Raw genomic sequence first — 13048 nt, forward strand, 5'->3', positions numbered from 1 at the left:
ATTTCATGGCAACCTGGCCGGCATGGCTGGAGAAGTCCTCGTGGAAACTCGCGGAGCCGTCACGATTGTGTCCATCGACCGCCCGGCGGCCCGCAATGCGGTGGACGGCCCGACCGCCGCCGCACTGGCCGACGCCTTCCGCGCCTTCGACGCCGACCCGGCCGCGAGCGTCTCCGTGCTGACCGGAACCGGCGGCACCTTCTGCGCCGGCGCCGACCTCAAGGCCATCGGCACCGGGCGCGGCAACGCCGTGACCGACGACGGCGACGGCCCCATGGGGCCCACCCGTATGCGCCTGGGCAAGCCGGTGATCGCCGCCGTCAGCGGCCACGCCGTCGCCGGCGGCCTGGAGCTCGCCCTGTGGTGCGACCTCCGGGTCGCCGACGAGACGGCGGTGTTCGGCGTGTTCTGCCGGCGCTGGGGCGTGCCGCTGATCGACGGCGGCACCGTGCGGCTGCCGCGGCTGATCGGCGAGAGCCGCGCCATGGACCTCATCCTCACCGGCCGCCCGGTCGACGCCGCCGAGGCGCTGGCGATCGGGTTGGCCAACCGGGTCGTGCCCGCCGGCCAGGCGTTGGACGCCGCGGTCGCTCTGGCCGAGCAGATCGCCGCGTTCCCGCAGACCTGCCTGCGCAACGACCGGCTGTCGGCGCGGGACCAGCACGGACTGTCCGAACCGGACGCTCTGGCGGTGGAACTCCGCTACGGCAAGGAATCCCTGGCGACCGACGCGCTGGCGGGGGCCACCCGATTCGCCGCCGGCGCCGGGCGCCACGGCGCTTTCTGATGCAGGGAAGGACGCCTTGCCTGCGGTCAACGAGGGTAAGGCGTCCTTCCCTGCACCAACTTTCGTTCAGCTCGCCTGCGCCGTCGGCATCACGGTGATCTGCTGGATGTTCACGTGCCGGGGCAGGGTGGCGATGAAGCCGACGGTGCGGGCGATGTCCTCGGCCACCAGCCACTCCAGGCTGTCCTTCACGCCGTCCAGCCACGCGTTCGCCCCCGGATCCGTCACGTGACCCTGGAGCTCGGTCCGCACCAGCCCCGGCTCGACCACCGACACCCGGACGTTGCGGCTGCCCAGCTCGGCCCGCAGCTGGCGGGACGAGTGCGTCACGAACGCCTTGGTGCCGGCGTACACGGCGAAGTTGGGGTAGATGTTCTGCGCGCCGATCGAGGACGTGTTGATCAGGTCGGCGACGCCGGTCCGAGCGGCCGAGGCGATCAACTGGGGCACGAAGGCCCCGATGGCGTTCATCAGACCGGTGACGTTGGTGTCGATCTCCTGCTGCCACAGGTCGGCCCGCACCTGGTCGACGGGCGCCGGCAGCATCACACCGGCGTTGTTGAACAGCAGGTCGGCCCCGCCGAACTCGGCGAGAACGCGGTCGGCGGCGGCCTGCACCGACGCGGCGTCGGACACGTCGGCGGCGATCGCCACTGCCTGGCCCCCGTTCTTCTCGATCCGGGTGACGAGCTCGCCGAGCCGGTCGGCCCGCCGAGCCAGCACGACGACCCGGGCGCCGAGTTCGGCGAGGTGCTCGGCGGCGGCCTCCCCGATCCCGCTCGACGCACCGGTGATCACTGCGACACGACCCTCAAGGGACTTCACGGTTTCCATGCCTCAACACTCGCCGCCGCGAAGGCCCGCAACCAGCTCTCGTGCTGACTGGTACGCACAGGGCCACCCACGACAACCGACCGCGAGCCACACTGGAGGGCATGGACCGCAGCGCCGAGATCGCCGACTTCCTCCGCACCCGCCGGGCCCGCATCAGCCCGGACGCGGCGGGCGTGCCGTCGGACGGCCGGGCGCGCCGCGTGCCGGGCCTGCGCCGCGACGAGGTGGCGCGGCTGGCGGGCATCTCCATCGAGTACTACACGCGCCTGGAGCAGGGACGGGTCGGCAATCCGTCGCCGGAGATCGTCGAGGCGATCGGCGGCGCGCTGCGGCTGGACCCGAGCGAGCGCCAGCACCTGACGAACCTGATGACCAAGCCGGGGCCGACCCGTCGCGCGCCGACGTCCGGCCCGCAGCGGGTGCGGCCCGGCCTGTACCTGTTGTTGCAGACGCTGGACCACGTGCCGGCGTTCGTGCTCGGCCGCCGCACGGACATCCTGGCCAGCAACGCCCTGGGCCGCGCCGTCCTGACGGACTTCGACGCGCTGCCGCCGGCCGAGCGCAACCTCGCCCGGTACCTGCTGCTCGATCCCGAGTCACGCTCGCGTAGCGACGAATGGGAGCGCTACGCCTCGGAAACCGTCGCGATGCTGCGGCTGGAGGCCAGCCACCACCCCAAGGACAAGCAGCTGGCCGACCTGATCGGCGAGCTGATGGTGCGGTCGCCGGAGTTCTCGGGCTGGTGGCACGACCACAAGGTGCTGCAACGGACCCACGGCGCCAAGAGCTACCGGCATCCGTTGGTCGGCGAGCTGCACTTCCAGTACGAGGCGCTGCTGCTGCCCGGCGACGCCGACCAGATGCTGTGCGTCTACAACGTGGAGCCGGGCTCCCCCACCGCGGAGCGGATCCAACTGCTGCGCAGCTGGACGGCGGCCCCGGTTCAGGAGCGGCTGTAGGCCTGCAGTCCGGGCCGGATCGTCTTGTCGTCCAGGAACTGCTGCAAGCCCTGCTGCCGGCCCTGCGACTTGTCCAGGAACTGGGACTGCTCCAGCTTCGCGTACAGGTAGTCCAGCGCGCCCTCGGTGTCCATGCTGCGGCAGTTCCGGAAGCCGATCTTCGCCGCGCGCAGCACCACCGGGTTCTTGTCCAGCAGCTCCTTCGCCAGCGACTCCACCTCCGAGCGCAGTTCCGAAAGCGGCACGCTCGAGTTGACCAGGCCCATCCGCGCCGCCTGCTGCCCGTCGAACAGCCGGCCGGTCATGATGTAGAACAGCGCCTCCCGCGAGCCGACGGTCTCGGCCAGCGCCCGGCTCACCAGCCCGCCCGGCGGAATGCCCCAGTTGATCTCCGACAGCCCGAACCGGGCCTCGTCGGCGGCGATCGCCAGGTCGCAGCCGATGAGCGGGACGAACGCGCCGCCGAAGCACCAGCCGTTGACCATCGCGATGGTGGGCTTGGCGTAGTTGCGCAGCAGCCGCCAGTGCCACTCGAACGAGTCGCGGCGCACCCGCGCCTGCAACGCCTCGTCACCGGACTCGTCGACCTCACGGAAGTACTCCTTGAGGTCCATGCCCGCCGACCAGGCGTCGCCCGCGCCGGTGAGCACCAGCACGCCGCACGAGCGGTCGGCCTCCAGCGTGTGCAGCACGTCGATCATCTCGGCGTTCAGCGTCGGGCTCATCGCGTTGCGCTTGTCCGGGCGGTTCAGCTCCACCCAGCCGATCCCGTCGACCACCTCGACGGTGACCGTCTCCCACTGGCCCATACCAACCTCCCGGGTATTTTCGTCTGGTGTCCGCACACCCGCAGCAAGCGCAGGAACCGCGGCTGAGCTATCTGGTCGGCCGGCTCGACCGCGCGCTGCGGCTGCTCATCGAGGACGCCGTGCGCCCGCACGGGCTGACCGTGCCGCAGTACACGACGCTGTCCGTGCTGCAGCGGCAGACCGGCCTGTCCAACGCGCAGCTGGCCCGGCGCGCGATGACCACCCCGCAGTCGATGAGCGAGGTGCTGGCCGCGCTGACCAAGGCCGGCCTGATCCGCCGCGAGGCCGACCCCACGCACGGCCGGATCATGCGCACCGAGCTCACCCCGGCCGGCGAGGCCGTGCTGGCCCGGATCGAGCCCCTGATCAACGAGATCGAGGCGCGCATGCTGGCCGAGTTGGCCACCGGGGACCGCGAGCGGCTGCCGGGGCTGCTGCGCAGCTGCGTGCGCATGCTCAGCTCCGGCTCGGAGAGCTGAACCGGGCCCGCAGCGCCTTCTTGTCGCACTTGCCGACGGTGGTCAGCGGCAGCTCGTCCAGCACCTCGATCCGCTCCGGCAGCCACCACCGCGGCACCCGGCCGGCCAGGAACTCCGCCAGCTCGGCCGCGCACGGCGCGGCGCCGTCGGCCGCCACCACGGCCGCCGCCGGGCGCTCGCCCCACTTGTCGTCCGGCACCGCGACCACCGCCACCTGCGCGACGCCGGGATGGGCGGCCAGCGCCTGCTCCAGGGCCAGCGAGCTGATCCACTCCCCGCCGGACTTGATCACGTCCTTGACCCGGTCGACGATCTCCACGGTGGCGTCCGGATGGATCACCGCCAGGTCGCCGGTGCGCAACCAGCCGTCGTGGAACCGGCTCTCGTTGCTGTCGTCGTCCGGGTCGAGGTAGGCGCGGATCACCCACGGACCGCTGGTCTCCAGCTCGCCGGTGGCGCGGCCGTCCCACGGCAGCACCGCGCCGTCCGGGCCGACCAGCCGCACCCGCACGCCCGCGGCCGGTTTGCCGACCGCGGTCAGCGCCCCGAGCGGGCTGTCGGGCCGCTGCACCTGCATGGTGCCGCTGGGCAGCATCTCCGTCATGCCCCAGCCCTTGTGGAACACGAGGCCGCGCCCGGCGACGTCCTCCAGCAGCGCCCGCGTCGCCGGCGCGCCGCCGCTCAGGGCGCGGCTCAGCGTCGAGATGTCGTACGGCTTCGACGCGCGGCCGAGCAGGTCGACCCACACCGTCGGCACGGCAGCGGCGACCGTCACGCGCTCCGCCTCGATGAGCGCCGCCAGCGCGCCACCGCTGGCGTCACGACCGGGCAGCACGAGCTTCGCGCCGGCCAGTGCGGTCGTGTAGCCGAGGCCCCACGCGTTGACGTGGAACAGCGGCGTGGCCGCGAGCAGCACGTCCTCTCGGGACACCGCGTGCGAGTCGACCGTCATGGACGACAACGAGTGCAGCACGCACGCGAGATGTGAGGACACCACGCCCTTGGGTCGACCGGTGGTGCCGCTCGTGTAACAGATCCAGGCGGCATCATCAGGTTCCGCGCGCGGCACCGGTTCCGCCTCAGGCACCGCGTCGAGCAGGTCCTCGTAGCGCGGGCAGTTGGCGAACGCCTCGTGCACAGTGCCGCCGTCCTCCAACACGACGACCTCACGCACCGGCAGTCGATCTGCGCAAGAGGACAGTCGGCTCGTGAGTGAGGCGTCGACGAACAGCACCTCGTCGCCGGCGTTGTGCAGCTGGTAGAGGATTTCGTCATCAGTTAGCCGCACGTTGACGCCGTGCACGACACGGCCAGCACACGGCACCCCCAGGAACAGCTCCACGTGTCGGTGTGTGTTCCACGCGAACGTTGCGACCCGACCGCCCGGCGCGACGCCGAGACCGTCCACCACGCCGTGCAAGGCAGTCGCGCGGCGTCCGATGTCGCCCCAGGTCGTACGCACTACGCCGGCTGGTGTCACGGACACCACCTCGACGTGCGCACCGGTCTCCAGGCAGCGGCGCAGCACCAGGTCGAGCGTCAGCGGGACGTCCTGCATCAACGACCTCACGACCGCCTCCTCGGGTGATCTCCGCCACCGATAATATCAGGTTACCTGATATTCGACACGGTCCGGCGGTGAACTCCGTGTGACGGGGAGGCCGGTCCGCGCTCGCCGCCTCCGCGGTTGTGGGACGATGGACGGCGCGATGCCCGCGACGCCTTCGATTCCACGCTCCAGCGCCGACCCTGCACCGGTGCCGCTCGGCCCTACGCGGCCGACGACGGTGCTGCGGGCCGTCGTGCCGCCCGAGCCCGAGCGCGTGTGGCCGTTCCCGATCCGCACGGCGCTGCTCGGCATGGCCGGCATGGTGCTGATCGCCGGCGGCGGCATGGGCGCCGGCGCCACCCTGATCCACGACCCGCTGCTGGCCAACGGGGCGTTCAACTGGATCCGCTACGGCCACGGCATGATGCTGGCCACCTGGATGCTGTACGTGGGCCTGGGTCTGGCCATCTGGGCCTGGATCCGGCTCGGCCGGCACGCCCGCGCGGGCCGGGTCAACCACGCGTACATGATCCGGGTCATCGTCATGTGGATCGCCCCGCTGCTGGTCGCGCCGCCGCTGTTCAGCAAGGACGTCTACAGCTACCTCGCCCAGGGCGACCTGGCGCTGCACGGCCTCGACCCGTACGCGGTGGGGCCGTCCGCGCTGCCCAACGCGCTGTCCGACAACGTCAGCATCGTCTGGCAGAACACGCCCTCGCCGTACGGGCCGCTGTTCGTGCTGCTGGCCAAGGGCATCGTGGCCATCACCGGCGACGGCCTGACCTCGCTGATCAGCGGCGTCATCCTGATGCGCCTGGTGCTGGCCGTGGGCTTCGCGGCGCTGTGGTGGGCGCTGCCGCGGCTGGCCGACCGGCTCGGCGGCAACTCCTCGATCGCGCTGTGGCTGGTCGGCGCCAACCCGCTGCTGGTGGTGCACCTGATCGGCGGCGCGCACAACGACATGCTCATGATCGGCATGATGGCCGCCGCCGTCGTGCTGGTGCTGGACCGCAGACACGTGGCCGGGATCGCGCTGCTGGCGCTGGCGTTCTCGGTGAAGGCCACCGCCGCGATCGCGCTGCCGTTCCTGATCTGGGTGTGGATGACGCACATCCCCAACGCCACCCGGCGCTACCGGTTCGTGAAGGCCTCGTTCACCGCGGTCGGCGTGTTCGGCGGCGTGTTCGTGCTGTGCACGCTGATCGCCGGTGTGGACCTGGGCTGGATCCCGGCGCTGAGCGGGTCGTCCATCGTCATCAACTGGCTGTCGCTGCCGTCCGGCATCGGGCAGGCCGTGTACACGGTGGTGAACTGGGTGCACCCCTGGGGCGACGCCACGCCGTTCATCACCGTGTGCCGGACCGTCGGCACGCTCCTGCTGCTGTACATCCTGGTCAAGCAGTGGTGGCTGGCCCGCGACGGCGGCAACGACGCCGTCCGCCGAGCCGCGCTCGGCATGGCCGCCTTCGCGCTGCTCGCCCCCGTGACGCTGCCCTGGTACTTCAGCTGGGCGCTCGTGCTCGGCGCCGGCTTCGCGTGGAGCACCGCCGGTCTCACGCTGGCCGCCTGCGGCTCCGTGTGGCTGCTGCTGATCACGTACCCGTCCGGCGGGACCGCGCTGTACGACTGGGGCTACCTGGTGGTCATCCTCGGCGTGTCCGTGCTGGCCGCGGTGTCGCTGCTCAAGCCCGACCCGCTCAACCTCTCGCTGCGGATCGTGCGCGACGCCCCCGAGAAGGCGCTGAGGCACCACCAGTGAGCCTGGAGGCCGCCTACGCGCAGTGCCGCCGGCTCAACGCCCACCACGGCAAGACGTTCTACCTAGCCACTCTGCTGCTGCCGGCCGACCGCCGGCCCGCTGTGCACGCGCTGTACGGCTTCGCCCGGCTCGCCGACGAGGTCGTGGACAACCCGGGTTCGACGCCGGCGCTGGAGCTCGACGAGCTGGAGCGGCAGCTGAAGCTGGCCCTGGCCGGGGCGCCCGAGCGCCCCGTGCTGGCCGCGCTGGCCGACACCGTGCGCCGGTACGGCATCGAGCACACGCTGTTCGAGGAGTTCCTCGCGTCGATGCGGATGGACCTGCACCAGACCGAGTACGCCTCGTACGCGGAGCTCCGCACGTACATGCGGGGGTCGGCGGAGGTCATCGGGCTGCAGATGCTGCCGGTGCTGGGTTTCGCGGCCGGCGCCGAGCCGTACGCGGCGGCGCTGGGCGAGGCGTTCCAGCTGACGAACTTCCTCCGCGACGTCGCCGAGGACCTCGACCGGGGGCGGGTCTACCTGCCGCTGGACGAGCTCGCCGCCTTCGGGGTCGACCGGGCGCTGCTGGAGTGGTGCCGGGCCGGTTCCCGTCAGGACCGGCGTGTGCGGGCCGCCCTGGCCCACGTGGCCGCACGCACGCGGGCCGTCTACCGCTTCGCGGCCGCCGGCATCCCGTTGCTGGCGCCCGCCGCGCGGCCGTGCGTGTCCGTGGCCTTCACCCTGTACCAGGGCATCCTCGACGAGCTGGGTCGCCGTTCGTACGACGTGTTCGGCCCGCGGGCCGTCGTGCCGACCAGCCGCCGGCTCGCCGTGGCCGGGCCGGGGCTGGTCCGCGCGATCCTCGCCCGCTAGTTCTGGCCGTTCTGCCCGGCCAGCGTGCAGGCCTCCCTGGCGTCCTGCGCCGGCACGCCGTTCGTCGTCATCTGGTTGACGCAGGTCGCCTTGGCCAGCACCGCGCCGAAGGCGCAGCCCGTGACCGCCTGCTGGGTCATCGGGTCGTGGTGGTCGACCAGGTACTGCATGCAGTCCTGGGCCGCCGCCTGGGCCGGGGCCGCGGTCAGCAGCAGCGGCGCCGCCGTCCCGGCCAGCAGGGCGACGGCGAGGCCGGCGGTACGGGCCATCCGTGACATGGGGGTCCTCTCGTACGGGGTGTGCCGGCCACCCCACCGCCGTCGGACCCCCGCCTTCAAGCTCCCCCACCCCTTCGAGCGACGCCGATCACCCGCCCGTGTCACCCCGTTATGCAGGGAAGGACGCCTTACCCGCACTGGTTGCTGGTAAGGCGTCCTTCCCTGCATCAGCTAGAAGGCGCTGGCCTGGGCCCGGCGCTTGACCTCGCGGCCCCGGTCCCCCCGCAGCGCCTCGATGGGCGTGCCGGGCAGGGTCTCGTCCGGGGTGAACAGCCAGGTGAGGATCTCGTCCTCGGCGTAGCCGGAGTCCTTGAGCACCGTGATGGTGCCGGACAGGCCCTTCACGACGGCGTCCTCGGCCAGGAACAGGGCCGGCACGATCAGGATCCCGCTCCGGCGGCAGGCCAGCAGCTGACCGTCGCGCAGCATCTGGTGCACCCGGGTGATGGGCACGCCGAGCCGCTCGGCGACGTCGGGCAGGGGCAGGACCTCCAGGTCGGGGCTGAGCACGTCGGCAGCGACAGGAATGGCACTCACGGGCGTCACGATGCCACAGCCACCCACCGACTGCCGAGTCCGATTCGCCTCCTTCACAGCTACCGTCGGGGGGACTCGCCTACCATGGCGAGCCGTGGGAACCCAGAGCGCGAACTTGATCGGGGGGCTGCTGGAGCAGCGGTACCGGGTCAACACCCTGCTGGCGCGCGGCGGGATGTCCACGGTCTACCGGGGTGTGGACACCCGCCTGGAACGGCCGGTGGCCATCAAGGTGATGGACCCGAGGTTCTCGGACGACCAGTCGTTCATCGACCGGTTCGTCCGCGAGGCCCGCACCGCCGCCCAGCTGCACCACCCTGGCGTCGTCGGCGTCTACGACCAGGGGGTGGACCGGTCGCCGGAGGGCGACCACGTCTTCCTGGTGATGGAGCTCGTGGACGGCGGCACGCTGCGTGACCTGCTCAGAGAGCGCGGCGCGCTGCCGCCGGCGCTGGCCCTGAGCGTGCTGGAGCAGGTGCTGTCGGCGCTGGGCGCCGCGCACCGGGCCGGCCTGGTGCACCGGGACGTGAAGCCGGAGAACGTGCTGATCGGCCGCGGCGGCGCGGTCAAGGTCGCCGACTTCGGCCTGGTCCGGGCCATGGCCAGCGCGAACACGACCAGTGACGACATGATCCTCGGCACGGTGGCGTACCTGTCCCCCGAGCAGGTGGCGACGGGCGCCTCCGATCCGCGCAGCGACGTCTACTCGGCCGGCATCCTGCTGTACGAGATGCTGACCGGCACGCCGCCCTACACCGGCGACAACCCGATCTCGGTGGCGTACCGACACGTGAACGACGACGTGCCGCCGCCGAGCGAGGCGGCCACCGGCAGCATCCCGCCGGCATTGGACGACCTGGTGCTGCGCGCGACCCGTCGGGACCCGTCGCTGCGTCCGATGGACGCCGACGCGCTGCTGGCCGAGGTGCAGATCACCGCCATGTCGATGGGCATCACGCCGGTGCCGATACCGATGGTGGCGGCCAGCCCGCAGCCCGACTCCACGCTCCGGGTCCGCGACGACGGCCCGCCGACGGAGAAGTTCAGCCCGATCACCGCGGCCACGCCGGCGCCGATGCTCGCGCCCACGATGTCCGCGCCGATGGCGCCGCCCATGGCCCCGCCGATGGGCGGTCCGATGGGCACCAGGGCGATGTCCCGTGCCGACCTGGAGGCGAACGCCGTCACGGCGCGCCACGCCCCGGTGCGCGCGCAGTCGCCGGTCGACCGGTACCAGCAGCAGCGCACCAAGAGCCGGCGCGCGTTCCTCATCTGGATGTCGGTGATCGTGGTGCTGGCCGCCGCCGTCGCCGCGACGGCGTGGTGGCTGGGCTCCGGTCAGTGGGCCCAGGTGCCGAGCGTGAAGGGCCTCCAGGAGCAGACCGCCGAGCAGAAGATCCACGACGCCGATCTCCAGTTCACGGTCAAGTCGGTGCCCAGCAACGACGTCCAGAAGGGCTACGTCGTCGACGTGTCCCCGGGCGAGCAGCAGCAGGTGGCGCGCAACTCGCAGGTGACGCTGAGCATCTCGCAGGGCAAGCCGCAGGTGCCGGCCGTGCAGGCGGGCGCGGATCCGGCGGTCGCCGACAAGCTGCTCGGCGACCAGGGGCTCCAGTCGCAGCGGGACCCGAACAAGGACACCTTCAACGACAACGTGCCGGCCGGCAAGGTCGTCACGCTGCTGCCGGCGCCGGGCACGATCGTGCCCGTGGGCTCGGGTGTCGTGGTGGTGCTGAGCAAGGGGCCCAAGCCGAAGCCGGTGCCCTCGGTCGTCGGCCTGCCGCACGACCAGGCGTTCACCACCTTGCAGCAGGCCGGTTTCCAGCCGGTGGACGGCCCCGCCGAGTTCAACGACCAGGTGGACGCGGGCAAGGTGATCCGCACCGACCCGGCCGCCGGCACGACGGTCACCAACGGCAACACCCAGGTGACCGTGATCGTGTCGAACGCGGTCGTGGTGCCGGACCTGGGCGGCATGCGGGCCGACGACGCCCGCGAGACGCTCAAGGGGTTGGGGCTGGACATCGACGTGCAGGGCTTCTTCGGCGGCGGGCACAACGGCAACGGGCAGGTGATCAGCCAGGACCAGGCGCCGGGCAGCCGGGTGAAGAAGGGGACGAAGATCGTCGTGCACGTGTTCCCCTGACACTAGACTCGGCGGATGATCGGGACTCGGGGACGCGTCACCGGCCGGGTCGGCCCGGGGCTGGTCGGCGAGGTGATGATCGCCGTCCGCGGCGGGGTCGAGGCGTTCTACGCGCACCCGATCGAGCCCCAGGAGACGATCGAGCCCGGCGTCCAGGTCCTCGTCGTCGACTTCGAGCCCCCGCGCACCGTCTACGTGGAACGCTGGCAGCCTTTGGTACCCCGCGCGAGTTCCCCCAGCTAGTTCAACGCCGCGCGTCACACCGAATTGCGCTCCCCCGCGAGTCGCGCTCTCGGACACAGCGAATGTAGGTCCGGGGCACACCCGAAAGAGTGAAGGGTGTGCCCCTTCTTATTGCCCTTGGGCGGCAACAAGAAAGGGCCCCCCGAATCGTCCCCCAAGTGTGTGCCAAGAGACATCGACGGCGCGGGAACCGAGGAATAGCGTCTGTACTCCAAGGTGCGCCGGGAAGTCTGGTCGGCAACCACGACAAGGTCGTGGGGCGCATCGACGCGTCCCACGCGCAGAGGGGGCGTCAACAGAAAATGGACGCAGGAGTATTGGCGATCGCGGGCGGCGCGGTCGTAGTGCTGATCGTGCTGTTCATCATCCTCCGGGTGCTCTGGCGGGTGGCCGAGCCCAATGAGGCCATGATCATCTCCGGCCTGGGCGCGCGTCGCGTCCAGATCGGCGAGGACAGCCTCGGGTTCAAGATCGTCACGGGCAAGGGCACCCTGGTGCTGCCCGGGTTCCAGACCGCGCGCCGGCTGTCGCTGGACACGCGGTCGGCGGAGATCGTGGTGTCCTGCGTGACCAACCAGGGCATTCCGGTCCGCGTGCAGGGCGCGGTGATCTACAAGGTGGGCGACGACTTCGTGTCCATCGCCAACGCCGCGCGCCGCTTCCTCGACCAGCAGAACGCGATGGACACCAGGATCCACAGCGTCTTCGCCGGCCACCTGCGCTCGATCATCGGCGCGCTGACCGTCGAGGAGCTCATCCGCGACCGCGAGCGGCTCACCGCCGAGGTGCGCAGCTCGTCCGCGAACGAGATGAGCAAGCTGGGCCTGGTCGTCGACTCGTTGCAGATCCAGGAGATCGACGACGCCTCGGGCTACATCGCCAACCTGGGCAAGCCGCACGCCGCGGCGGTCGCCTCGCAGGCCCGCATCGCCGAGGCGCAGCGGGACCAGGAGGCCACCGAGGCCGAGCAGATCGCCGCCGCGAACAAGGCGTCGGCGTGGCGCGACAGCCAGATCAAGCAGTCCTCGTACCAGGCCGAGATCGACCAGGTGGCGGCCCGCACCAAGCAGGCCGGCCCGCTGGCCGAGGCGACCGCCCGCCAGGAGGTCGTCGTGCAGGAGACCAAGGCCGCGCAGCTGGAGGCCGACCTGTCCGAGCAGCGCCTCCAGTCGCAGATCCGCAAGCCGGCCGACGCCAGGGCGTACGAGACCAGGACGCTGGCCGACGCCGAGCGCGACGCGCAGATCGCCCGCGCCCAGGCGCAGGCCAAGGAGACGGAGCTGCGGGCGGCGGCCGACGCCACCCGGGTGAAGGCGGCGGCGCAGGCCGAGGCGGAGGCGACCAAGGCCCGCGGCGAGGCGGAGGCGACGGCCACCAAGGCCACCGGTGAGGCCGAGGCCGCCGCGGCCCGGGCCCAGGGTCTCGCGGAGGCGGAAGCCGCGCGGGCCAAGGGTCTGGCCGAGGCCGAGGCGATCCAGGCGCGGGCGGCCGCGCTGGCCGAGAACCAGGAAGCCGTTGTGGCGCAGGAGCTCGCCGAGAACTGGCCGGCCATCGTGGCGGCCGGCGCGCAGGCGTTCGCCAACGTCGACAACATGGTGGTGCTCAACGGCGCCGAGGGCGTGACGGAGCTGTTCACCAAGGCGCTGTCGCTGGGCGGCGCGGGCTTCGGCATGGCCCGTCAGCTGATGGACACCATGCAGGTGGCGAAGAAGGTCGCCGACAAGCCGGCGACCAACGGCACGGTCGACGACGACTTCGGGCTCTCGCTGCCCAAGTCGGAGAAGTAGCCGACATCGACGCGAGCCGGCCCCTTG

Annotated in this window: 13 protein-coding genes; 8 read left to right on the forward strand and 5 right to left on the reverse strand. The window is 71.6% G+C overall.

Features of this window, described 5'->3' with window-relative positions; translation table 11 throughout:
- Nucleotides 1–22: 22 nt before the first annotated feature.
- Entirely contained in the window at nt 23–787 is a 765-nt protein-coding gene (locus BCF44_RS17915) for a crotonase/enoyl-CoA hydratase family protein (protein WP_116175530.1), read from the forward strand.
- A gap of 66 nt (nt 788–853) precedes the next feature.
- Here BCF44_RS17915 and BCF44_RS17920 read toward each other — a convergent pair whose 3' ends face one another.
- Nucleotides 854–1621 (reverse strand): SDR family oxidoreductase, encoded by a 768-nt coding sequence (locus BCF44_RS17920; RefSeq protein ID WP_116175405.1) that lies wholly within the window; start codon nt 1619–1621, stop codon nt 854–856.
- A 101-nt stretch (nt 1622–1722) separates the two neighbouring features.
- On the opposite strand from BCF44_RS17920, the gene BCF44_RS17925 reads away from it, so the two are divergent.
- Nucleotides 1723–2580 carry a helix-turn-helix transcriptional regulator gene (locus tag BCF44_RS17925; protein ID WP_116175406.1) on the forward strand — a complete coding sequence of 286 codons (858 nt, stop codon included), beginning with the start codon at nt 1723–1725 and terminating at the stop codon, nt 2578–2580.
- Here BCF44_RS17925 and BCF44_RS17930 read toward each other — a convergent pair.
- Nucleotides 2565–3389 carry a p-hydroxycinnamoyl CoA hydratase/lyase gene (locus tag BCF44_RS17930; protein ID WP_116175407.1) on the reverse strand — a complete coding sequence of 275 codons (825 nt, stop codon included), beginning with the start codon at nt 3387–3389 and terminating at the stop codon, nt 2565–2567. The genes BCF44_RS17925 and BCF44_RS17930 overlap by 16 nt on opposite strands.
- Before the next feature lie 26 nt (nt 3390–3415).
- Between BCF44_RS17930 and BCF44_RS17935 the strand changes: the two genes are divergently transcribed.
- On the forward strand, nt 3416–3868 hold the full coding sequence (locus tag BCF44_RS17935; RefSeq protein ID WP_170217587.1) for a MarR family winged helix-turn-helix transcriptional regulator: 453 nt from the start codon (nt 3416–3418) through the stop codon (nt 3866–3868).
- Here the strand turns inward: BCF44_RS17935 and BCF44_RS17940 are convergent.
- On the reverse strand, nt 3846–5438 hold the full coding sequence (locus BCF44_RS17940) for a long-chain-fatty-acid--CoA ligase (protein WP_147328526.1): 1593 nt from the start codon (nt 5436–5438) through the stop codon (nt 3846–3848). The two genes, BCF44_RS17935 and BCF44_RS17940, sit on opposite strands and share 23 nt — an antisense overlap.
- 187 nt (nt 5439–5625) lie before the next feature.
- Here BCF44_RS17940 and mptB point away from each other — a divergent pair, with 187 nt between their 5' ends.
- Together mptB and BCF44_RS17950 are read left to right on the forward strand one after the other, a co-directional pair.
- Nucleotides 5626–7176, forward strand: coding sequence for a polyprenol phosphomannose-dependent alpha 1,6 mannosyltransferase MptB (gene mptB, locus BCF44_RS17945; RefSeq protein WP_246015196.1), 1551 nt, complete (start codon nt 5626–5628; stop codon nt 7174–7176).
- On the forward strand, nt 7173–8030 hold the full coding sequence (locus BCF44_RS17950; protein ID WP_116175410.1) for a phytoene/squalene synthase family protein: 858 nt from the start codon (nt 7173–7175) through the stop codon (nt 8028–8030). Before mptB ends, BCF44_RS17950 begins: the two co-directional genes overlap by 4 nt.
- On the opposite strand, the gene BCF44_RS17955 is transcribed toward BCF44_RS17950, so the two are convergent.
- Together BCF44_RS17955 and BCF44_RS17960 are read right to left on the reverse strand one after the other, a co-directional pair.
- A complete protein-coding gene (locus BCF44_RS17955) occupies nt 8027–8299 on the reverse strand; it encodes a hypothetical protein (protein ID WP_116175411.1) in 273 nt (90 codons plus the stop codon). The two genes, BCF44_RS17950 and BCF44_RS17955, sit on opposite strands and share 4 nt — an antisense overlap.
- 180 nt (nt 8300–8479) lie before the next feature.
- Nucleotides 8480–8845: an Rv2175c family DNA-binding protein gene (locus BCF44_RS17960; protein WP_211353062.1), complete on the reverse strand. Its 366-nt coding sequence runs from the start codon at nt 8843–8845 to the stop codon at nt 8480–8482.
- 94 nt (nt 8846–8939) lie between these two features.
- Between BCF44_RS17960 and pknB the strand changes: the two genes are divergently transcribed.
- The 3 genes from pknB (at nt 8940) to BCF44_RS17975 (ending at nt 13021) form a co-directional block, all read left to right on the forward strand.
- Nucleotides 8940–10991, forward strand: a complete 2052-nt coding sequence (gene pknB, locus BCF44_RS17965; protein WP_246015198.1) for a Stk1 family PASTA domain-containing Ser/Thr kinase — start codon at nt 8940–8942, stop codon at nt 10989–10991.
- Nucleotides 10992–11006: 15 nt separating this feature from the next.
- A complete protein-coding gene (locus tag BCF44_RS17970) occupies nt 11007–11234 on the forward strand; it encodes a hypothetical protein (protein WP_116175412.1) in 228 nt (75 codons plus the stop codon).
- Between the two features lie 302 nt (nt 11235–11536).
- Nucleotides 11537–13021, forward strand: coding sequence for a flotillin family protein (locus BCF44_RS17975; protein WP_116175413.1), 1485 nt, complete (start codon nt 11537–11539; stop codon nt 13019–13021).
- Nucleotides 13022–13048: the final 27 nt, after the last annotated feature.

It is taken from the genome of Kutzneria buriramensis (assembly GCF_003387475.1).
GTDB classification, from domain to species: Bacteria; Actinomycetota; Actinomycetes; order Mycobacteriales; family Pseudonocardiaceae; genus Kutzneria; species Kutzneria buriramensis.